At 60.0% G+C, this 19,701-nt stretch carries 23 protein-coding genes; 17 read left to right on the forward strand and 6 right to left on the reverse strand.

The genetic code is table 11. The annotated features are described in order from the left end of the window. Positions 1–3 precede the first annotated feature (3 nt). From ACP7DE_RS25065 to ACP7DE_RS25075, 3 genes are all read right to left on the reverse strand, one after another. Positions 4–897, reverse strand: a complete 894-nt coding sequence (locus ACP7DE_RS25065; protein WP_035824559.1) for an ABC transporter ATP-binding protein — start codon at positions 895–897, stop codon at positions 4–6. A gap of 191 nt (positions 898–1,088) precedes the next feature. Continuing rightward, a complete protein-coding gene (locus ACP7DE_RS25070; RefSeq protein ID WP_426074641.1) occupies positions 1,089–2,285 on the reverse strand; it encodes an ABC transporter permease in 1,197 nt (398 codons plus the stop codon). 3 nt (positions 2,286–2,288) lie between these two features. After that, entirely contained in the window at positions 2,289–3,068 is a 780-nt protein-coding gene (locus ACP7DE_RS25075; protein ID WP_426074642.1) for an ATP-binding cassette domain-containing protein, read from the reverse strand. A gap of 148 nt (positions 3,069–3,216) precedes the next feature. Here ACP7DE_RS25075 and ACP7DE_RS25080 point away from each other — a divergent pair, with 148 nt between their 5' ends. Both ACP7DE_RS25080 and coq7 read left to right on the forward strand, forming a co-directional pair. After that, positions 3,217–3,648: a hypothetical protein gene (locus tag ACP7DE_RS25080; protein ID WP_426074643.1), complete on the forward strand. Its 432-nt coding sequence runs from the start codon at positions 3,217–3,219 to the stop codon at positions 3,646–3,648. Positions 3,649–3,733: 85 nt separating this feature from the next. Beyond that, complete coding sequence (gene coq7 / locus ACP7DE_RS25085) at positions 3,734–4,378, forward strand: 2-polyprenyl-3-methyl-6-methoxy-1,4-benzoquinone monooxygenase (protein WP_426074644.1); 645 nt, start codon at positions 3,734–3,736, stop codon at positions 4,376–4,378. A 38-nt stretch (positions 4,379–4,416) separates the two neighbouring features. Here the strand turns inward: coq7 and ACP7DE_RS25090 are convergent, their stop codons facing one another. Continuing rightward, positions 4,417–4,839: an OsmC family protein gene (locus ACP7DE_RS25090; RefSeq protein WP_426074645.1), complete on the reverse strand. Its 423-nt coding sequence runs from the start codon at positions 4,837–4,839 to the stop codon at positions 4,417–4,419. 225 nt (positions 4,840–5,064) lie between these two features. On the opposite strand from ACP7DE_RS25090, the gene rplM reads away from it, so the two are divergent. From rplM to erpA, 5 genes are all read left to right on the forward strand, one after another. After that, positions 5,065–5,493: a 50S ribosomal protein L13 gene (rplM, locus tag ACP7DE_RS25095; RefSeq protein WP_010393282.1), complete on the forward strand. Its 429-nt coding sequence runs from the start codon at positions 5,065–5,067 to the stop codon at positions 5,491–5,493. A 9-nt stretch (positions 5,494–5,502) separates the two neighbouring features. Then, entirely contained in the window at positions 5,503–5,895 is a 393-nt protein-coding gene (rpsI, locus tag ACP7DE_RS25100; protein ID WP_010393285.1) for a 30S ribosomal protein S9, read from the forward strand. A gap of 179 nt (positions 5,896–6,074) precedes the next feature. Beyond that, on the forward strand, positions 6,075–7,112 hold the full coding sequence (gene argC / locus ACP7DE_RS25105; RefSeq protein ID WP_426074646.1) for an N-acetyl-gamma-glutamyl-phosphate reductase: 1,038 nt from the start codon (positions 6,075–6,077) through the stop codon (positions 7,110–7,112). Positions 7,113–7,202: 90 nt separating this feature from the next. After that, the gene (locus tag ACP7DE_RS25110) at positions 7,203–7,592 is read left to right on the forward strand and encodes a bactofilin family protein (RefSeq protein ID WP_426074647.1); all 390 of its coding nucleotides are present in this window, start codon (positions 7,203–7,205) and stop codon (positions 7,590–7,592) included. Positions 7,593–7,690: 98 nt separating this feature from the next. After that, entirely contained in the window at positions 7,691–8,053 is a 363-nt protein-coding gene (erpA, locus tag ACP7DE_RS25115; protein ID WP_029496047.1) for an iron-sulfur cluster insertion protein ErpA, read from the forward strand. Positions 8,054–8,127: 74 nt separating this feature from the next. Here erpA and ACP7DE_RS25120 read toward each other — a convergent pair whose 3' ends face one another. Next, positions 8,128–9,258 carry an anhydro-N-acetylmuramic acid kinase gene (locus ACP7DE_RS25120; RefSeq protein WP_426074648.1) on the reverse strand — a complete coding sequence of 377 codons (1,131 nt, stop codon included), beginning with the start codon at positions 9,256–9,258 and terminating at the stop codon, positions 8,128–8,130. A 112-nt stretch (positions 9,259–9,370) separates the two neighbouring features. Continuing rightward, complete coding sequence (locus ACP7DE_RS25125; RefSeq protein ID WP_426074649.1) at positions 9,371–10,738, reverse strand: peptidoglycan DD-metalloendopeptidase family protein; 1,368 nt, start codon at positions 10,736–10,738, stop codon at positions 9,371–9,373. A gap of 154 nt (positions 10,739–10,892) precedes the next feature. Between ACP7DE_RS25125 and tyrS the strand changes: the two genes are divergently transcribed. The 10 genes from tyrS (at position 10,893) to ruvB (ending at position 19,678) form a co-directional block, all read left to right on the forward strand. Continuing rightward, entirely contained in the window at positions 10,893–12,158 is a 1,266-nt protein-coding gene (gene tyrS / locus ACP7DE_RS25130; RefSeq protein WP_426074650.1) for a tyrosine--tRNA ligase, read from the forward strand. After that, positions 12,155–12,604 carry a D-aminoacyl-tRNA deacylase gene (dtd, locus tag ACP7DE_RS25135; RefSeq protein ID WP_426074651.1) on the forward strand — a complete coding sequence of 150 codons (450 nt, stop codon included), beginning with the start codon at positions 12,155–12,157 and terminating at the stop codon, positions 12,602–12,604. Before tyrS ends, dtd begins: the two co-directional genes overlap by 4 nt. A 25-nt stretch (positions 12,605–12,629) precedes the next feature. Beyond that, the gene (locus ACP7DE_RS25140; RefSeq protein WP_426074652.1) at positions 12,630–13,274 is read left to right on the forward strand and encodes a YbhB/YbcL family Raf kinase inhibitor-like protein; all 645 of its coding nucleotides are present in this window, start codon (positions 12,630–12,632) and stop codon (positions 13,272–13,274) included. 3 nt (positions 13,275–13,277) lie between these two features. Further along, positions 13,278–13,922 (forward strand): histidine phosphatase family protein, encoded by a 645-nt coding sequence (locus tag ACP7DE_RS25145; RefSeq protein ID WP_426074653.1) that lies wholly within the window; start codon positions 13,278–13,280, stop codon positions 13,920–13,922. Positions 13,923–14,095: 173 nt separating this feature from the next. Then, a complete protein-coding gene (gene dusB, locus ACP7DE_RS25150) occupies positions 14,096–15,148 on the forward strand; it encodes a tRNA dihydrouridine synthase DusB (protein ID WP_426074654.1) in 1,053 nt (350 codons plus the stop codon). Positions 15,149–15,316: 168 nt separating this feature from the next. Next, positions 15,317–15,550, forward strand: coding sequence for a helix-turn-helix domain-containing protein (locus tag ACP7DE_RS25155; RefSeq protein WP_008445162.1), 234 nt, complete (start codon positions 15,317–15,319; stop codon positions 15,548–15,550). A gap of 105 nt (positions 15,551–15,655) precedes the next feature. Then, positions 15,656–17,242 carry a bifunctional phosphoribosylaminoimidazolecarboxamide formyltransferase/IMP cyclohydrolase gene (gene purH, locus ACP7DE_RS25160; protein WP_426074655.1) on the forward strand — a complete coding sequence of 529 codons (1,587 nt, stop codon included), beginning with the start codon at positions 15,656–15,658 and terminating at the stop codon, positions 17,240–17,242. Between the two features lie 194 nt (positions 17,243–17,436). Then, entirely contained in the window at positions 17,437–17,976 is a 540-nt protein-coding gene (gene ruvC / locus ACP7DE_RS25165; protein ID WP_426074656.1) for a crossover junction endodeoxyribonuclease RuvC, read from the forward strand. A 61-nt stretch (positions 17,977–18,037) separates the two neighbouring features. Next, positions 18,038–18,616, forward strand: a complete 579-nt coding sequence (gene ruvA, locus ACP7DE_RS25170; protein ID WP_102123180.1) for a Holliday junction branch migration protein RuvA — start codon at positions 18,038–18,040, stop codon at positions 18,614–18,616. 6 nt (positions 18,617–18,622) lie between these two features. Then, positions 18,623–19,678 carry a Holliday junction branch migration DNA helicase RuvB gene (gene ruvB / locus ACP7DE_RS25175; RefSeq protein ID WP_034749202.1) on the forward strand — a complete coding sequence of 352 codons (1,056 nt, stop codon included), beginning with the start codon at positions 18,623–18,625 and terminating at the stop codon, positions 19,676–19,678. The last annotated feature ends 23 nt before the right edge of the window (positions 19,679–19,701 follow it).

Consider the following 19,701-nt stretch of genomic DNA (forward strand, 5'->3'; position numbering starts at 1 on the left):
CCCTCAGTCGCACTGCGGGGCGACGCGGTGGCGCCCGGCAATGGTGGCGAAATACAGGTCTTCCAGGTCGCCGATGGCTTCCTCGAAGCCGTCGCCCGGATCATCGTCGCTGTAGACGTGAATCAAGGTGCGGCCCGACAGCAAGCGCGTGGAAATGACGGCATGGCGCTGCTGGAAGCTGGCCAGCTCCTTCTTCTCGACAAAACGCGCCCAGATCTTGCAGCTGACTTCGTCGATCAGCTCCTGGGTCTTGCCGCACAGCAGCAAATGGCCCTTGTTGATGATGGCCATGTTGGCGCACAGGTCGGCCACGTCGGACACGATGTGGGTCGACAGGATCACCGTCTTGTCTTCGCCTATGTCGGATAGCAAGTTGTGGAAGCGAACCCGCTCCTGCGGGTCGAGGCCGGCCGTCGGCTCGTCGACGATGATCAGTTTCGGGTCGCCCAGCAGGGCCTGCGCAATGCCGAAGCGCTGGCGCATGCCACCGGAAAAGCTGCCCAGGCGCTGGTGGCGCACGTCGAACAGGTTGGTTTGCTGCAACAGGCCATCAACGACTTCGCGCCGGCGCGCCCGCTGCGACAGCCCTTTCAAGGTGGCGAAGTGGTCGAGCAGCTCGTAGGCCGTCACTTTCGGGTACAGGCCGAAATCTTGCGGCAGGTAGCCCAGCATGCGGCGGATCTCGTCCTTGTCGTCGAGCACGTCATAGTCGCCGAAGAAGATGGAGCCGGAATCGCATTCCTGCAGGGTGGCCAGGGTGCGCATCAGGGTAGACTTGCCGGCGCCATTCGGGCCCAGCAAGCCAAACATCCCGGGCGGTATCGTCAGCGACACGTTATCCAGCGCCACCACGCCATTCGCGTAGGTCTTCGACAATTTGCGAATCTGCAATTCCATACAACTCCTAATTCATGCGTTGTTGCCCGATGCTACAGGGCTACTCTATGCTGGCATTGTATTGAATTTAAGACGTACTGGGCAGTTGCATGCGATACACGGCGTTTTCGCGTGCCCAGAGTGCAGATGGACAGGGTGGACGGCGCGCCATATCGGGGGCTGTTTTACCCCGCTGGCGCGCCGCGTGATTATCAATTACGGAACAGGACCGATTCCCGGTTAAACCACCAACGGCACAGCATCAGCAGGGCTCCCGCAATCACCGTGGTCGAGGCCAGAATCACGCCAAACATGCGGTAATCCATGGTGCCTTTCACCAGTTCCTTCATGGCCAGCGATACGTTGGTCAGCGGCACCATGGCCCACATCCAGTTCAGCTCGACGCCGGGCAGCATGGCCGCCACCGTAGGCAGGATGACGAACAGCATCAATGGCGTGATCATGCCGGCCGCTTCCTTGTAGCTTTTCGCGTAGATCGAGATCGACAGCAGCAGCGAGGCAAAGATGGCCGCCGTCGGCACCAGCATCAGGGTCACCATGGCCAAGTCGGGCAAGCCGATGCTGCGCACCATGACGGCCATGTTGCCCTCCAGCGAACTGCCGAAGATGGCCAGCAGGGCGCCCATGCTGCCGACCATCAGCACGGCCGAGGTCATGCCGACGGTAAACAGCACGAGGAACTTGGCCAGCACAATGGCGCTGCGCGGCACGGGCGCCAGCAGCAGGGTTTCCAGGGTGCCCCGCTCCTTTTCTCCGGCGCCCAGGTCGATGGCCGGGTACATGGCCGCCGTCAGGCACACCATCAGCAGCAAATAGGGCAGCATGCCGCCGACGATGGCGCCCATCTGCTCGCGCTGGTTGGCCGTCGATTGCTTGTCGAGCACGATGGGGTGCAGGGCAAAGGCCAGCTGGGCCGGACTCAGGTTCAGGGCCGATAGCGCCCCTTCGCGCAGGCTGGCGTTGTAGGTCTCGACAATGTCGCGCACCCGCTGCTGGGTCACGTCGACCGTGCTGGCGCTGTTGTAGTGCAAGGTGACCTTGGCTTGCTGATGTTGCTGCAGCGCCTCTTCAAAATGGGGCGGAATGACCACGGCGAACTTGATGGTGTCATCGCCGATGGCGCGGCGGATGTCCCCCACGCTGGCCAGCGGCACTTCGCGCAAGTTGTGCTGCTGCGCAAAACGCGCGCTCAAGCCCGGCGAATGGTCCTTGCCGAACAGGGTGTAGCGCATTTCCGCCGTCTTGGCGTTCTTGAACATATTGCTTGAAACATAAGCGAAGCCGCCAAAGATCAGCGGCATGGCAAAGATGGGGATGAGGATGGTGAAGATCAGCGTCTTGCGGTCGCGCGTGAGTTCCAGCAACTCTTTCAGATAAATGGTCCACATGGCTCAGGCTCCCTGGTTGATGACGCTGACAAAGGCGTCGTACAGATCGGCACTCCCGCCCAGGTGGCGCAGTTCGTTGACCGTGCCATGGAAGGCGGTGGTGCCGCGGTTAATGATGCAGACGCGGTCGCACAGCTTTTCCACCTCGTGCAGATGGTGCGTGGAAAAGATCAGCGGTACGCGCAGCGCCTTGTAGCTGGCGATGAAGTCGAGCAGGATCTTGGCCGACATCACGTCCAGGCCCGTCGTCGGCTCGTCGAGGATCACCACTTGCGGCTCATGCACGACGGTGCGGGCGATCGCGCACTTCTGTTTCATGCCCGTCGATAACTGATCGGCCCGCTTGGCGCCGTATTCCTCCATCTGCAGCAGGGCAAACAGCTCGTCGCAGCGGCGTTTCAGCTTGTCGGCCGGCATGCCATGCAGACGGCCAAAGTACTCGACGTTCTCGCGCGCCGTCAGGCGGCCATACAGCCCCGTCGAACCGGACAGGAAACCGATGCTCTGGCGCGCCACCAGCGGCTGGCGCAGCACATCGACACCGTTCACCAGGGCGCTGCCCGCGTCCGCTTGCAGGGCCGTCGACAGCAGGCGCAAGGTGGTGGTCTTGCCGGCGCCATTCGGACCCAGCAGGCCCAGTACTTCGCCCGGGGCGCAACTGAAACTGACGTCGCGCACGGCGTGAAACCAGCCCTCATGTTCGCGCGGATCGCTGACGTGCACGCCCTTGCCCTTGTGGGACGGCATGCGGAAACGTTTTGCCAGGTGCTTGACCTCAATCATGTGTTTCATCCATTCAACGGTGAAGAACGAGAGTAGCATGCAAAAAATGTAACTTGCAAGATGGAAATATCGTTTGGTCTATTGAAAAAAACAGTATCTTCATGCAAGCTGGCCCGGTGGGCGCCGACGGACGGCGCGGGAGAGCGCAATGCGAACGATCGATCAGGCAATGCAGGACAAGGTACTGGCCGTGGCGCGCGCCGGCATGAGCAGTGCCGAAGCCATCGGTTTCTTCCGCGTCAGCCTGGGCTTGTACTACCTGGCCGGCCTGATGACGGAAGAAGCCCTCGATTTCAAGCAGATCGACGCAAAGTACAACCGTTTTATTTATCACTCGATAGGTGGCGGGCACAGCATCGCCAGCGTGCTGCAATTCATGAGCGGCGAGAAAGTCTTGCGCGTGCTGCAATCGGAGCGTTTTCGCGCCGCTTTTGCCGAGCATTGCCCGGACATCCCCGTCGACAGCATTTCTTTCCTGGTTTCACTGAACCTGGGCGTGGCGAAAAACCTCTCCGGCCTGGACGCCGTCGGCCCCGTGGTCGATTGGATCGAGCAGGAAAAAGCGCGCACAGGTCAATGAAGCCCCGTTCATCCTGCGCGCGGCGTGGGGACGGCTGGCCCTGATCGTCCTATAATTCATGTTTTCCCTTACATGAATAGCCACGATGACCGCGAACCGTTATTTTGACCCCCTGGATCGTTTGATTGTTGGCGCCGACAAGGCCCTGCGAGTCATTGCGGGCGTTGCCTCGGCTTCGCGTCCCTCGCCGGCTGCGCACGCGCCCGATGCGGAGCTGAGCGCGGCCGAGCAGCGCCACAGCGCCGGCTTGATGCGCGTCAACCACGTGGGCGAAGTCTGCGCGCAGGCCCTGTACAACTCGCAGGCGCGCTATGCACACAGCCCGGCCATCCGCGCCCAGTTCGATGAAGCGGGGCGGGAAGAAGAAGACCATCTGGCCTGGACGGCGCAGCGCCTGACGGAGCTGGGCTCGCGCTTGAGCCTGCTCAATCCACTGTGGTACGCGGGTTCCTTTGCGCTGGGCACCATTGCCGCGCGCATGGGCGACGGCCGCAGCCTGGGTTTTGTGGTGGAAACGGAGCGCCAGGTGGAAGCGCACCTGGCCAGCCACTTGCAAGAATTGCCGCCCCAGGACGCCAAGTCGCGCGCCATCGTCAAGCAGATGGCCATCGATGAAGTGGAACATGGCGCCGCCGCCCAGAGATTAGGCGCCATCGACACCCCGGCGCCAGTCAAGGCGTTGATGGGCATCATGGGCAAGGTCATGACGAAAACCGCGTACTACATATAAGTAAGCGATAAAAAAGGCGCTCCGTGGAGCGCCTTGGATTATTCCTCAATGATCTCGAACGAGTGAGTGATTTCCGCCGTCTTGGCCAGCATGATCGATGCCGAGCAATATTTGTCATGCGACAAGGCTACGGCCCGTTCCACTGCCGTCGGTTTCAGGGCCTTGCCCCGCACGGTGAAGTGGAAGTGGATCTTGGTAAACACTTTCGGGTCGGTCTCGGCGCGCTCGGCCTTCAGCGTCACTTCGCAGCCACTGACGGCTTCGCGCCCGCGTTTCAGGATCAGCACCACGTCATAGGCGGTGCAGCCGCCCGTGCCCAGTAAGACCATTTCCATGGGGCGTGGCGCCAGGTTGTGGCCGCCGCCATCGGGCGCGCCATCCATGGTCACCAGGTGGCCGGAACCGGTTTCTGCCCGAAAACTCATGCCCGACGGGCCATTCCAGCTGACTTTGCATTCCATCGTACTCTCCGAAAATTGTAAGCGTTTTGTATTGTAATAGAGGAATGCCTGTCCATGTGCCGCCCGCCAGCCCGCAGCGGGTCTGCATCTTGGCTTGACGCGGCAAGGCAAAGCCGCTTATACTTGTCGGCTTTCCGTTCGCTCAGGAAAAGTAAATAAGGCAGAGTCCGCATAGCAGCATCGGCGGAACCACCATTTGAGCGTGTAATCTATTAGGAAGTCAACATGAAAACATTTTCCGCTAAAGGACATGAAGTCCAGCGCGATTGGTTCGTGGTTGACGCGACGGACAAAGTCCTCGGACGTGTTGCCAGCGAAGTGGCACTCCGACTGCGCGGCAAACACAAACCAGAATTTACTCCTCACGTCGATACCGGCGACTTTATCGTCGTCATCAACGCAGGCAAACTGCGTGTGACCGGTACCAAAGCTACTGAGAAAATTTACTACCGTCACTCTGGCTATCCAGGCGGCATCTACGAAACCAACTTCCAGAAAATGCAACAGCGTTTTCCAGGTCGCGCGCTTGAGAAAGCGGTCAAAGGCATGCTGCCTAAAGGCCCACTCGGCTACGCAATGATCAAGAAGCTGAAAGTGTACGCGGAAGGTTCCCATCCGCACGCTGCTCAGCAACCTAAAGCACTTGTTCTCTAAGGAACTGACATGATCGGTAATTACAATTATGGAACCGGCCGTCGCAAAAGTGCAGTGGCTCGGGTTTTTATCAAAGTTGGCACAGGCTTGATCGTTGTTAACGGCAAACCAGCAAACGAATACTTTTCGCGCGAAACGGGTCTGATGGTCATCCGTCAACCTCTGGAACTGACCGGCAATGTCGAGCGTTTCGACATCAAAGTCAACGTCCATGGCGGCGGTGAGTCGGGCCAGGCTGGTGCAGTTCGTCACGGCATCACCCGCGCTCTGATCGACTACGATGCAGCGCTGAAACCGGAACTGGCGAAAGCCGGCTTCGTTACCCGCGATGCACGTGAAGTCGAGCGTAAAAAAGTTGGTCTGCGCAAAGCACGTCGCGCAAAGCAATTCTCGAAGCGTTAATTTCTACGCTACAGCACCTTTCGGGGTGCTGGTCGAAAAGCCGCTGGACTTCGGTCCTGCGGCTTTTTTGCATTTCAGCGGGATGCGCCGTTGCGCTGTAAAATACGCGGAAAACCCGCAGGGGTAGGGTTTCCCCTATCTTTATGCAATCTTATGCAATCTATATACAAGGAAAGAACATGATCAAAGTTGGCATCGTCGGCGGCACTGGATACACGGGCGTGGAATTGCTGCGCTTGCTGGCTACCCATCCAGATGTCGAGTTGACGGCGATTACCTCGCGCAAGGAAGATGGCTTGCCCGTTGCTGACATGTATCCTTCCCTGCGTGGCCACGTAAAACTGGCGTTTTCCTCGCCGGACAAGGCCAATTTGCAGCAGTGCGACGTGGTCTTCTTTGCCACGCCACACGGCGTTGCCATGGCGCAAGCACCAGCGCTGCTGGCCGCCGGGGTGAAAGTCATCGACCTGGCCGCCGACTTCCGCCTGAAAGACCAGGCCAAGTTTGAACAGTGGTACAAGATTCCCCACACGGCGCCCGAGCTGATCGAGCAAGCCGTGTACGGCTTGCCGGAATTGAACCGTGAAGATATTAAAAAAGCCAGCCTGATCGCCAACCCCGGTTGCTACCCGACCACCATGCAGCTGGGCTTTTATCCGCTGCTCAAGGCCGGCCTGGTCCATGCGGGCGGCTTGATCGCCGACTGCAAGTCGGGCGTGTCCGGCGCCGGCCGCAAGGCGGAAATCGGCATCCTGTTCTCGGAAAGCAGCGACAGCTTCAAAGCCTACGGCGTGGCCGGTCACCGCCACTTGCCAGAAACGACGGCGCAATTGCAGCGTTTCACGGACGAAAAAGTGGCGCTGACCTTCACGCCGCACCTGGTGCCGATGATCCGCGGCATGCATTCGACGCTGTACGCGCAGCTGAACAAGGATGTCGGCAATGAAGAACTGCAAGCCTTGTTCGAAGAGCAATACAAAGATGAGCCTTTCGTCGATGTGATGCCATTCGGCTCACATCCGGAAACGCGTTCCACGCGTGGTTCGAACATGTTGCGCCTGGCCTTGCACCGCCCTGAAGGCGGCAACACCGTCATCGTGCTGGTGGTGCAGGACAATCTGGTCAAGGGCGCCTCGGGCCAGGCTGTGCAATGCATGAACTTGATGTTTGGCTTGAAAGAAACGGCTGGTTTGCAACACATCGCCCTGCTGCCGTAAAAATAGGCAACCGTGCTTGTGCAGGTCCGACGCCTTTTTGCCGGACCTGTGATAAATTGGATTGCCACCTACCCCGACAGGATGACGTTCATGTTCGAGCGCAACGCGAAAAACCCCATCGATACCCTGATCGGCGCCTCCACGCGGATCGAGGGCGACTTGCTGTTTTGCGGCGGCTTGCGCATCGATGGTCATGTGCGCGGCAATGTCACGGGCGAAGCAGGCGAGCCCACGTATGTGGTGCTGGGCGAGGCGGGCCGCATCGATGGCGAGGTGCGCTGCTCCAGTCTGGTCGTCAGCGGCGAGATCAATGGCCCCGTGTATGTGTCCGAAATGCTTGAAATCCAGCCGAAAGCCCGTATTCTGGGAGAGGTGTATTACAAGGTGCTGGAAATGCACAGCGGCGCATTGGTGCAAGGCAAGCTCAGCCGCCACGACAGCGCCGACCCCGTGCTGCACCTGGCCGTGTCGGAAATGTGAGCAGGAACAACACCGTCCAGCCGCGTCAGCGGCGGTCGCAGCGCGACTTGCGGCAACAGTCTATAATGAGTTAATGTTTTCTAGTAGGAGTGTCCGATATGAATGCCGTCGCTGAAATGCAAGATGTGATCCCTTCACCCATTATCTTTACCGATAGCGCCGCTGAAAAAGTCGCGCAGTTGATCGAAGAAGAAGGCAATCCCGACCTGAAATTGCGCGTCTTCGTGCAGGGTGGCGGCTGTTCCGGCTTCCAGTATGGCTTCACTTTCGACGAAATCGTCAACGAAGATGACACCACCATGGTCAAGAACGGCGTCCAGCTGTTGATCGATTCCATGAGCTACCAGTATCTGGTCGGCGCGGAAATCGATTACAAGGATGACCTGGAAGGCGCGCAGTTCGTGATCAAGAATCCGACAGCCACCTCGACTTGCGGTTGCGGTTCCTCGTTCTCCGTCTAATAACAGACTGAACGGGTTTAAGAAATAGCGGATCGATGATCCGCTATTTGTGTTTCTGGAATAGTTATTCCTTGTCAACGCGGATACAGCGCACCCAGCACTCGTAAGCCCTGCGCGCCCGTGACGGCCGGCAAGTTGCCTGGCTTGCGCTGCGTAAAACGGCAAGCCAGCCAGGCAAACGCCAGCGCCTCGACCTGGCTGGGCGCCACGCCCAGCGCTTCGGTCGATGCCACCGCCATGCCCGGCAATTCGCGCGCCAGCGCCGCCATCAGGCTGGCGTTCTGCGCGCCGCCACCACATACATACACCGTTTCCGCCTGTGCGCCGTCGCGCGCGATGGCGTGCGCCAGGCTGGCTGCCGTCAGTTGGGTCAGGGTCGCTTGCACGTCGGCCGGCCGGGCGGTTGGATGCCTGGCCAGCTTGCCTTGCAGCCAGTCGGCATGGAACAAGTCGCGCCCCGTGCTTTTCGGCGCCGGCAAGTCAAAATACGGATCATCGAGCAATTCTGTCAGCAGGGCAGGGATAACCTTGCCCGTGGCGGCCCAGGCGCCGTTGGCGTCGTACGGCTGGCCCTGGTGCTGCAAGACCCAGCCATCCATCAGCGCATTGCCGGGCCCCGTGTCGTGGCCCGTTACCGTGCCGTCCGCATGCAGCACGCTGATATTGCTGATGCCGCCGATATTGGCCAGCACACGGGTGTGGCCGGGGAGATTGAAAATGGCTTGATGGAAGGCCGGCACCAGCGGTGCGCCTTGGCCGCCGGCCGCCACGTCGCGGCTGCGCAAGTCGGCGATGACATCGATGCTCGTCAGTTCGGCCAGCAGGGCCGGGTTGTTCAACTGGCGCGTAAAGCCCAGTTCGGGGCGGTGGCGGATGGTCTGGCCATGCGCACCGATGGCAACGATGGCGTCTGCGACTATGCCCGCGTTGCTCAATAGCATGGTGACGCAGTCGGCGTAATGGCGCACGAGTTGATTGGCCGCCAGCGCTTCGCGTTCGATTTCATTCTGGCCGGCACTTTGCAATGCCATCAGGTCGGCGCGCAGGCTGGCGGGAAAGGCAATATAGGCGTCGCCCAGGCTACGCACGCTGCCATCGTCGGAAAAATCGACCAAGGCGCCGTCGACGCCGTCCAGGCTGGTGCCCGACATCAAACCGATATACAGCATGGGGGTTTCCTTGAATGCGTAAGTGATGAGGTGCATTGTGCCGCATTTGTGCCGTACGCAAAAGCGCGCGGGAAAAAACAAAGGCACCGGCCATCTACATGGGCGGTGCCTGTTGCCCGAAGGCAGTGTTGCAGTGTCGCAGTCTCGTTTAACGCGACGCCAGTGCCGTGTCGTTCGGACGCAGCAGGGTGAAGCGGTGCATCATGTCGTTCGACACCATGCGGAAGCGGCTCAGCTCGGCGGCCGTCAGCGGCGCCTGGGCTTGGACGTTCAGTTTGCTTGGGTCTTGTGCCACGCCGCCGACGCGGAATTCATAGTGCAAATGGGCGCCCGTGGACCAGCCGGTGGTGCCGACATAGCCGATCACATCACCCTGGCTGACTTTTTGACCTTTTTTCAAGCCCGAAGCGAAGCGGCTCATGTGGGCGTAGGCGGTGGTGTAGTTGGCCCAGTGTTTCAGGACAACAACATTGCCGTAGCCATTTTGACTGCCGACGGTATCGACCACGCCGTCGCCCGAGGCGCGGATAGGCGTGCCCGTTGCAGCAGCAAAATCGATGCCCTTGTGTGCTTTCCAGTTGCCGGAAATCGGGTGCACGCGCATGGAGAAGCCGGACGAGATGCGGGAGAATTCGAGGGGGGATTTCAGGAAGGCTTTTTTGAGGGACTTGCCGTCAAAACTGTAGTAACCGCCGCCTTGTTTGCTGGCTGGGTCTTCGAACCAAACGGACTGATAAGTCGTGCCGCGGTTGGTGAATTCACCGGCCAGGATGCGGCCCGCTCGGACGAATTCGCCATCTTGCCAGAATGTTTCGTAGACGACATTGAACGAGTCGCCGCGTTTCAGGTCGGAGCGGAAGTCGATATTGGTCGAGAACATTTCCACGATTTGCGCGGAAATCGAGTCGGGCAGGCGGGTGCCGTCCAGGCTGGAGTCGGTGGCGGCGAACAGGGTGGAAGTAATCTTGCGCGCGTGCATTTCAACGCGGCGTTCCAACTGGGCTGCCACTTCCGTGGCCACAAACTTGTCGCCCTTGCGGGTGATCAGGATGTTCTTGACCGATTTGTCGCTGCCGTCGACGAGGGTGGCGCGCATCCAGTTGAGGTCGCCGTTTTCGGACGTTTGCGCTTGCACGCGCTTGCCCGATTTGAGCAACATCACGCCGCGCGCAATCTTGTCGGTCTTGATGAAATTGGCGGCCGCCGGATCATCCACGCCGAGACGGGTCAGCAGGGTGGCGAGGGTATCGCCAGCGCGGACTTTTTCTTCGTGGGTGAAATTCTGGTCTACCTGTTCCATCGCGGAAATTTGCGAGGCGAGATCCGGCATTTCCAGGTTCTGGGCGATGGACGTGACCGGCATGTCGGATGCGTCGGGCGCCATGGGAGACACAGCGACAGCGCCGAAGGCGGTAACGGCGAGCAACACTGCCGACACGCTAATAATGCGTGCCTTGCGTGTCGTCGTCAGCTGTGTGTACAAGCGTGAGCCTGTGATTTTATGTATAGGGTTCATGCAATCAGTTAAAATTTGCCCTTGAACGTGACCTGAACTAATGCTCTTTGTTATTGTTATTTTGGTTCGTTTTCATACGGCAAGATTGATGGGATCGAGCATTATAGCAAACTCCGCAAACCTACTACCATTTTGAGATCTACAGTCAAATTTTATGGAAATCAACACCACCGCATCGCCTGTAAAGGCTAACGCCGCTCAGACCGCACTTCCGCTGTCGGACAGAGTACAAGAAGCCCTCGCGATTACCAAGCGTGGCGTCGACGAACTCTTGATCGAAAGCGAATTTGCGCAAAAATTAGCACGTTCCGAGAAAACCGGTGTTCCACTGCGCATCAAACTGGGCCTGGACCCGACTGCACCCGACTTGCATCTGGGCCACACTGTTGTGCTGAACAAAATGCGTCAGTTGCAAAACCTGAGCCATCAAGTCATTTTCCTCATTGGCGACTTCACGTCGATGATCGGCGACCCTTCGGGCCGCAACGTCACGCGCCCGCCTTTGACCAAGGAACAGATCGAGATTAACGCGATGACGTATTTCGCGCAAGCATCTTTAGTGCTGGATGCCAGCAAGACCGAAATCCGCTATAACTCCGAGTGGTGTGATCCGCTGGGCGCGCGCGGCATCATCCAGCTCGCTTCCCACTACACGGTGGCGCGCATGATCGAGCGCGACGATTTCACCAAGCGCTTCCAGGGCGGCATTCCTATTTCCGTGCATGAATTCCTGTATCCGCTGATGCAGGGCTACGATTCGGTGGCCCTGAAATCGGACCTGGAACTGGGCGGCACGGACCAGAAGTTCAACCTGCTGGTGGGCCGCGAATTGCAAAAGCAGTACGGACAGGAGCAGCAGTGTATTTTGACCATGCCGCTGCTGGAAGGTTTGGACGGCGTGGAAAAAATGTCCAAGTCGAAGAATAACTACATCGGCATCACGGAACCGGGCAACACCATGTTCGCCAAGCTGATGAGCATTTCCGACGTCATGATGTGGCGCTACTACGAGCTGCTGTCGTGGCGCTCGATCGCCGAACTGGCGCAGCTGAAGAGCGAAGTGGAGGGCGGGCGCAATCCGCGCGATGCCAAGGTTGCTCTAGCGCAAGAAATCGTCGCCCGTTTCCATTCGCAGCAGGCAGCGGAAGATGCGCTGGCCGACTTCGTCAACCGTTCGAAGGGCGGCATTCCCGATGACATTCCCGAAGTCAGCCTGGCTGGCGCGCCGCTGGGCATCCCGCAATTGCTCAAGCAGGCGGGCCTGTGCCCATCCACGTCGGAAGCCATGCGCATGATCGAGCAAGGCGGCGTGCGCATCGACGGCACCGTTATCAGCGACAAGGCGCTGCAAGTGGCGGCAGGCGAATTCGTGTTGCAAGTTGGCAAGCGCAAATTTGCGCGCGTCACCCTGGCGGCATGATCGCGCTGCTGCAACGCGTTACGCAGGCGAAAGTCGATGTCGATGGTGCCAGCATCGGCGCCATTGACGCCGGCCTGATGGTGCTCGTGTGCGCCGAGCGGGGCGATACGGAGAAGGAAGCGGACGCCTTGCTGAGCAAATTGCTCGGCTATCGCGTCTTTGCCGACGAGGCGGGCAAGATGAATCGCAGCGTGACGGACGTGGCTGGCGGCTTGTTGCTGGTGCCCCAGTTCACCCTGGCGGCCGACACCAAGTCCGGCACGCGCCCGTCGTTTACGCCGGCGGCCGCGCCGCAGGATGGCTTGCGCCTGTTCACGCATTTCGTAGAACAGGCGCGCCACCGCCATGCTACCGTGCAAACGGGGCAGTTCGGCGCCGACATGCAGGTGTCCCTCACCAATGACGGCCCCGTCACGTTCTGGCTGCAAGTGAACGTAAAGCAATAGATAAAACGATAAAGAGGAGCAAACGATGAAATTGTGGAGCGAGACGTTTCGTGATGGCGGCTTGATACCGGCCGAATATGCGTTTGCCGAGCTCGATCCGGTCAGCCGCGTGCGCCTTGCCGGCAACCGTAATCCCCATCTGGCCTGGGACGAGGTGCCGAATGGCACCGAGTCGCTGGCCCTGTTCTGCATTGACCCTGATGCGCCGCAAGATGCGAGCCTGGCCAACCGCGAGGACCAGGCTCTGCCGCTGACGGCGCCGCGCGGTGACTTTTATCACTGGAGCTTGCTCGACTTGCCGCCGTCCATGCGCTCGATTGCCGCCGGTGAATTTTCCAGCGGCATCACGCCGCGCGGCAAGGCTGCCGGCACGGGTACCAGGCTGCAATTGCGCCAGGGTATCAACGACTACACGGGCTGGTTTGCCGGCGATCCTGACATGGCCGGCGATTATTACGGCTACGATGGTCCGTGCCCGCCGTGGAATGACGAGCGCATCCACCATTACATTTTCCGACTGTATGCGCTCGACGTGCCGCGCCTGGCCTTGTCCGAGCGTTTTACGGGGCAGCAAGCGCATGCCGCCATGTACGGCCACATCCTCGACGAAGCCCAGCTCGTCGTTGCCTACTCGCTCAACCCCGAGCTGGCACTTACCCTGAAGAAATAAAGCATGAGCACTACGATTTTACTGATACGCCATGGCGAAACGGCCTGGAATGCGGGCCGCCGCCTGCAGGGGCATATCGACATCGCCCTGAACGAGGCGGGCCTGGCGCAAGCGGCCGCGCTGGGGCAGGCGCTGGCGGACGCACCGCTGGCCGCCATCATTGCCAGCGATTTGCAGCGCGCGCAGCAGACGGCGCAAGCCGTGGCCGACGTGAAAGACTTGCCCGTGCAGACGGACCCCTTGCTGCGCGAGCGCTGCTATGGCGCCTTCGAAGGCTTGCTGTATGCCGACATTGCCGCCCGCTATCCGCATGAGTATGCGCAATGGCAATCGCGGCAGATCGATGCCGTGATGCCGGCAGGCGAGCGTCAGGCCGAGAGTTTTCGCCAGTTCTATGCGCGCGCGAACGTCGCCATCGCCCGTTGGGCCGAACAATATGACGGCCAGACGATTGCCATCGTGGCCCACGGTGGCGTGCTTGAATGCGCCTACCGCGAAGCGGTCGGCATGACGCTCGACAGCCCGCGCGACTTCCAGGTCAAAAATGCCAGCGTCAACCGTTTTTCGTATGCGGACGGCAAGCTGCATTTAGTGCACTGGGGAAATATCGAACACCTGAGCGCGCCTGCAATGGACGAGCTGGGCTAAAAGTTGGGTGAACAGGGGGGCGGCCCGCCGGACCGGCTGGCCGGTCCCCCATTTTGCTGTGCTGCACAAGCGTGGCGCCCACTCTAGCGCATTGAAACAAAAAAATAGTGCTTATTAAATAGGCAGGGAATCGGTTAAAATAGCAGGTTCCCCCGTCCATTCCAGGTTCTTCAGTGCAAATCGGCCCTCACATTCTGCGCAACAACGTTTTCGTCGCTCCCATGGCGGGCGTGACGGATCGGCCTTTCCGCCAGTTGTGCAAGCAGCTGGGTGCCGGCTATGCCGTGTCGGAGATGGCGGCGTCGAATCCGCGCCTGTGGGCGACGGAAAAAAGCGCGCGCCGCACGGACCATGAAGGCGAAATGGAGCCGAAAGCCGTGCAAATCGCCGGTGCCGATCCGCAAGACCTGGCCGATTGCGCCAAGTTCAACGTGGACCGGGGCGCGCAGATCATCGACATCAACATGGGTTGCCCCGTGAAGAAGGTGTGCAACAGCTGGTGCGGTTCGGCCTTGTTACAAAACGAAGCCTTGGTCGAAAAGATCTTGCACGCCGTCGTCAACGCCGTTGACGTGCCCGTCACCCTGAAATTCCGCACGGGCTGGAACCGCGAAAACAAGAATGCCCTGACCATTGCCCGCATCGCCGAGCAAGCCGGCATCCAGATGCTGACCTTGCACGGCCGCACGCGCGCCGATGGCTACAAGGGCGATGCCGAATATGAAACCATTGCCGCCGTGAAAGCGTCGGTGGGCATCCCCGTGGTGGCCAATGGCGACATTAGCAGCCCGGAAAAGGCCCGCTTTGTGCTCGATCAAACGGGCGCCGATGCCGTCATGATCGGCCGCGCGGCGCAGGGCCGGCCGTGGATTTGCCGCGAGATCGATCATTTCCTGCGCACCGGCACCTTGTTGCCGGCGCCCTACGTGGATGAGGTGCGCACCTTGATGGACGAACATTTGCGTGCCCATTACGCGTTTTACGGTGAATTCCTGGGCGTGCGCACGGCGCGCAAGCACATCGGCTGGTATGTGAAAGACCTGGACGGCGGCGAAGCGTTCCGACAGCAAATGAACTTGCTGGAGTCGACGGATGCGCAATTGCTGGCCGTCGATCAATTTTTTGAATCGCAATGGAAATTTGGCGAACGGTTACAATACCGCCTCTCCGAATCCAGTGAAAGTGGCCTGCTCGATGTGATCAAACTTACGGCCACGGCAGCATGAGCAGATAGCAACAAGCAGGGTAAATCAGTTACCAGCAGTACAAGGGCGAGCGCCTATACAGAGCGTCATGCAATATTAATTACAACACCGAAACAAGACGGCAGCAGGCGGACCGCATGAGCGGCGCGGCAGCGGATTGTCAGGTGTTCAGCCGGTTGAAGCATACAAATGAGCAAAGAAAGCATTCAGGAAGTCGTACAGAAAAGTCTAGAAGATTACTTCAATGACCTGGGCGAACAGCAAGCATCGAATATCTATGACATGGTCGTGCTGACCGTGGAAAAGCCCATCCTGGAAGTCGTGATGACACGCGCCGATGGCAACCAGTCGCACGCCGCGCAGATGCTGGGCATCAACCGCAATACCCTGCGCAAGAAATTGCAGGAGCACGGTTTGCTGTAATGCCGGCATGCAAGTGACGCCAAGATTTGAATCCGCCGCAGCAGTCTTCGCCTGAGGACTGAACTGCGCCATTCGCCAAGAACACTTAACCACCTAGCCACAGCCATGATCAAACAAGCTCTCCTCTCCGTTTCCGACAAGACCGGCGTTCTCGAATTCGCCCGCGCCCTGTCCGCACTCGGCGTTAACCTCCTGTCCACCGGCGGCACCGCCAAATTGCTGGCAGACAACGGTGTTCCCGTCACGGAAGTTGCCGATTACACGGGTTTCCCGGAGATGCTCGATGGCCGTGTGAAGACCCTGCACCCGAAAGTGCATGGTGGTATCCTGGCGCGCCGCGATTTCCCTGAACACATGTCGAAACTGGTCGAGCACGACATGCCGACCATCGACATGGTGGTGGTCAACCTGTATCCGTTTCAGGGCACGGTCGCCAAGGCCGATTGCACGCTGGAAGACGCGATCGAAAACATCGATATCGGCGGCCCGACCATGCTGCGTTCGGCGGCCAAGAACCACAAGGACGTGGTCGTCATCTGCGATCCGACCGACTACGACGCCGTGCTGGCGGAGCTGCGCTCGGCCGACGGCAAGGCAGGCGACGTGAGCTACGACACCAAGTTCATGCTGGCGAAAAAAGTCTTTGCGCACACGGCGCAATACGATGGCGCCATCACCAACTACCTGACCAGCCTGGGCCCGACGAAAGTGCACGCCGAGCGCGGTGCCTATCCGCAAATCCTGAACGTTGCATTTGAGAAAGTGCAAGACATGCGTTACGGTGAAAACCCGCACCAGAGCGCCGCCTTCTACCGCGACCTGGCCGTCACCGATGGCGCGCTGGCCAACTACCGCCAGCTGCAAGGTAAGGAATTGTCGTACAACAACATCGCCGACGCCGATGCAGCCTGGGAATGCGTGAAGAGCCTGGGCGGTTTCGAGCAAAGCGCCGCCTGCGTGATCGTCAAGCACGCGAACCCATGCGGCGTCGCCCTGGGCAAGAATGCGGCCGAAGCGTATGCGCGTGCCCTGCAGACGGACCCGACTTCCGCGTTTGGCGGCATTATCGCCTTCAACACGGAACTCGACGGCGCCACCGCCGGCGAAATCGCCAAGCTGTTCGTCGAAGTGCTGATCGCCCCATCGTTCTCCGCGGAAGCGAAACAGATTCTGTCGAGCAAGCAAAACGTGCGCATGCTGGAAATCCCACTGGGCTCGGGTGTGCACGCGATGGACTTCAAGCGCGTGGGTGGCGGCTTGCTGGTGCAATCACCGGATGCGAAAAACGTCGGCATCGGCGACTTGCGCGTGGTCAGCAAGCTGCAGCCAACGCCGCAGCAACTGGCCGACCTGATGTTCGCCTGGAAAGTGGCAAAATTCGTCAAGTCGAACGCCATCGTCTTCTGCGGCAATAACATGACCCTGGGCGTGGGCGCTGGCCAGATGAGCCGTATCGACTCGGCCCGTATCGCTTCCATCAAGGCGCAAAATGCCGGCCTGTCGCTGACCGGTTCCGTGGTGGCGTCGGACGCCTTCTTCCCCTTCCGCGACGGCCTCGACGTGGTCGTCGACGCAGGCGCGACCTGCGTCATCCACCCGGGCGGCTCCATGCGCGACCAGGAAGTGATCGATGCGGCGGACGAGCGCGGCGTCGTGATGCTCTACACAGGAACGCGTCACTTCCGTCATTAAGAAGGCGGTCTAACCTACGGCGCGGCGCGGCGCGGGGCGCGGCCTGCGATGCTCACTGTGCTCTAGCACAGTTGCGTTTCTCGGCCACGCCGCATCGCCGCTCGCTACGGTTTATCCCACCTTCTTGAAAGGTGTGCAAACGGCAGGCACCGGTTATTCACCGGTGCCTGCCGTATTCATTATAGAATCTGGCGATGATTATTCTTGGCATCGATCCTGGCCTGCGCACCACCGGCTTTGGGGTCATTGAAAAACACGGCAACAAGCTGCGCTATATCGCTTCGGGGACCATCAAGACGAGTTCCGAAGGGGAATTGCCGCCGCGCCTGAAGATCATCTTGCAGGGCGTGAGCGAAATTGTCGGCACCTACCAGCCCGATTGCGCGGCCATTGAAAAAGTGTTTGTCAACGTCAATCCCCAATCGACCCTTCTGCTGGGCCAGGCGCGCGGCGCGGCCATTTGCGCGCTCGTGCATGCCGACCTGTCGGTGGCCGAATATACGGCCCTGCAAGTGAAACAGGCCGTCACGGGGCACGGCAAGGCGGCCAAGGAGCAGGTGCAGGATATGGTGTCGCGGCTGTTGTCACTGCCCGGCTTGCCCGGCACGGATGCCGCCGATGCCTTGGGCGTGGCCATTTGCCACGCCAACAGCATTGATGCGCTGGCCATGCTCGGCGCGCTGGCGCCGCAATTGCAGGGCTTGCGCATGAAGCGCGGTCGTCTGGTCGGCTAGGTTCCTTACTTGGCCTTCAGATATCAATAGAAACAACGATACACAACATTAGGAACACGCGATGATAGGCCGTCTCTCCGGTATTTTGCTTGAAAAGAATCCGCCACAATTATTGGTCGATTGCCAGGGCGTCGGCTATGAAGTCGACGTGCCAATGAGCACGTTTTATAACCTGCCCCATGTGGGCGAAAAAGTCGTGCTGTTCACGCACCAGGCCATCCGTGAAGATGCGCATCTGCTGTTTGGTTTCGGCAATGCGGCCGAGCGGGCCGTGTTCCGGCAGTTGATCAAGATCACGGGCGTGGGTGCGCGCATGGCGCTGTCCATCCTGTCCGGCATGACGATAGCCGACCTGGCGCAAGCGATCACGCTGCAAGATTCCGGCCGTCTGGTGAAAGTGCCTGGCATCGGCAAGAAGACGGCGGAGCGGTTGCTGCTGGAATTGAAGGGCAAACTGGGGGCCGACATCGGCGCCAGCGGTGCGCATGCGGCGCCCGATGCGCAATCGGATATTTTGAACGCGCTGGTCGCGCTCGGCTATTCGGACAAGGAAGCGCTGGCCGCCGTGAAGAACGTGCCGGCTGGCAGCGGCGTGTCGGATGGCATCAAACTGGCGCTGAAAGCGCTGTCGAAAGGCTGATAAGGCATGAGCATCCAGACCGACAGCTTCACGGAACAGCGCATCATCGACGCGGCGCCCATCTCGCATAACGAAGAAGCCATCGAGCGGGCCTTGCGCCCCAAGCAACTCGACGAGTATGTGGGGCAGGAAAAGATCCGCGACCAGCTCGAGATATTCATCACGGCCGCGCGCCAGCGCAAGGAAGCGCTCGATCATACCTTGCTGTTCGGCCCGCCGGGCTTGGGCAAGACGACCTTGGCGCACATCATCGCGCGCGAAATGGGCGTGAATTTGCGCCAGACCTCCGGTCCCGTGCTGGAGCGTCCGGGCGACCTGGCCGCGATTTTGACGAACCTGGAAGCGAACGACGTCCTGTTCATCGATGAAATCCACCGGCTGTCGCCCGTCGTGGAAGAAATTCTGTATCCGGCGCTTGAGGATTATCAAATCGATATCATGATCGGCGAAGGTCCGGCCGCCCGTTCCGTGAAGCTCGATTTGCAGCCGTTTACCTTGGTCGGCGCCACCACGCGCGCCGGCATGTTGACCAACCCGCTGCGCGACCGCTTCGGCATCGTGGCGCGGCTGGAGTTCTATAACACGGGCGAGCTGACCAAGATCGTCACGCGCAGCGCCGCCTTGCTGAAAGCGCCTATCGATCCGGAAGGCGCGCACGAGATCGCCCAGCGCGCCCGCGGCACGCCGCGCATCGCCAACCGCTTGCTGCGTCGCGTGCGCGATTTCGCTGAAGTCAAAAGCAATGGCGAGATCACCAAGGTGGTGGCCGACCGCGCGCTGGCCATGCTCGACGTCGATTCTGCCGGCTTCGACGTGATGGACCGCAAGCTGCTGGAAGCCGTGCTGTTCAAGTTCGGCGGCGGCCCCGTCGGCATAGGTAATTTGGCGGCAGCCATCGGCGAAGCGGCCGATACCATCGAAGACGTGCTGGAACCGTACCTGATCCAGCAAGGCTTTTTGCAGCGCACGCCGCGTGGCCGCGTGGCCACGCCGGCCGCCTATTTGCACTTTGGCGTCAGCGCCCCGCGCATGGGCCCCGGCGGCGAAGCGTGGGAACTGTGATGGCGGTAGAGGGCGTGCCCGCG

This window comes from Janthinobacterium sp. DSP2-3-3, from assembly GCF_049897325.1.
Classification (GTDB): domain Bacteria; phylum Pseudomonadota; class Gammaproteobacteria; order Burkholderiales; family Burkholderiaceae_D; genus Janthinobacterium.

Coding starts and splice junctions, on each gene's coding strand:
- ACP7DE_RS25065 (WP_035824559.1), bottom strand. CDS start 897: ATGGAATTGCAGATTCGCAAATTGTCGAAGACCTACGCGAATGGCGTG.
- ACP7DE_RS25070 (WP_426074641.1), bottom strand. CDS start 2,285: ATGTGGACCATTTATCTGAAAGAGTTGCTGGAACTCACGCGCGACCGC.
- ACP7DE_RS25075 (WP_426074642.1), bottom strand. CDS start 3,068: ATGATTGAGGTCAAGCACCTGGCAAAACGTTTCCGCATGCCGTCCCAC.
- ACP7DE_RS25080 (WP_426074643.1), top strand. CDS start 3,217: ATGCGAACGATCGATCAGGCAATGCAGGACAAGGTACTGGCCGTGGCG.
- coq7 (WP_426074644.1), top strand. CDS start 3,734: ATGACCGCGAACCGTTATTTTGACCCCCTGGATCGTTTGATTGTTGGC.
- ACP7DE_RS25090 (WP_426074645.1), bottom strand. CDS start 4,839: ATGGAATGCAAAGTCAGCTGGAATGGCCCGTCGGGCATGAGTTTTCGG.
- rplM (WP_010393282.1), top strand. CDS start 5,065: ATGAAAACATTTTCCGCTAAAGGACATGAAGTCCAGCGCGATTGGTTC.
- rpsI (WP_010393285.1), top strand. CDS start 5,503: ATGATCGGTAATTACAATTATGGAACCGGCCGTCGCAAAAGTGCAGTG.
- argC (WP_426074646.1), top strand. CDS start 6,075: ATGATCAAAGTTGGCATCGTCGGCGGCACTGGATACACGGGCGTGGAA.
- ACP7DE_RS25110 (WP_426074647.1), top strand. CDS start 7,203: ATGTTCGAGCGCAACGCGAAAAACCCCATCGATACCCTGATCGGCGCC.
- erpA (WP_029496047.1), top strand. CDS start 7,691: ATGAATGCCGTCGCTGAAATGCAAGATGTGATCCCTTCACCCATTATC.
- ACP7DE_RS25120 (WP_426074648.1), bottom strand. CDS start 9,258: ATGCACCTCATCACTTACGCATTCAAGGAAACCCCCATGCTGTATATC.
- ACP7DE_RS25125 (WP_426074649.1), bottom strand. CDS start 10,738: ATGAACCCTATACATAAAATCACAGGCTCACGCTTGTACACACAGCTG.
- tyrS (WP_426074650.1), top strand. CDS start 10,893: ATGGAAATCAACACCACCGCATCGCCTGTAAAGGCTAACGCCGCTCAG.
- dtd (WP_426074651.1), top strand. CDS start 12,155: ATGATCGCGCTGCTGCAACGCGTTACGCAGGCGAAAGTCGATGTCGAT.
- ACP7DE_RS25140 (WP_426074652.1), top strand. CDS start 12,630: ATGAAATTGTGGAGCGAGACGTTTCGTGATGGCGGCTTGATACCGGCC.
- ACP7DE_RS25145 (WP_426074653.1), top strand. CDS start 13,278: ATGAGCACTACGATTTTACTGATACGCCATGGCGAAACGGCCTGGAAT.
- ACP7DE_RS25155 (WP_008445162.1), top strand. CDS start 15,317: ATGAGCAAAGAAAGCATTCAGGAAGTCGTACAGAAAAGTCTAGAAGAT.
- purH (WP_426074655.1), top strand. CDS start 15,656: ATGATCAAACAAGCTCTCCTCTCCGTTTCCGACAAGACCGGCGTTCTC.
- ruvC (WP_426074656.1), top strand. CDS start 17,437: ATGATTATTCTTGGCATCGATCCTGGCCTGCGCACCACCGGCTTTGGG.
- ruvA (WP_102123180.1), top strand. CDS start 18,038: ATGATAGGCCGTCTCTCCGGTATTTTGCTTGAAAAGAATCCGCCACAA.
- ruvB (WP_034749202.1), top strand. CDS start 18,623: ATGAGCATCCAGACCGACAGCTTCACGGAACAGCGCATCATCGACGCG.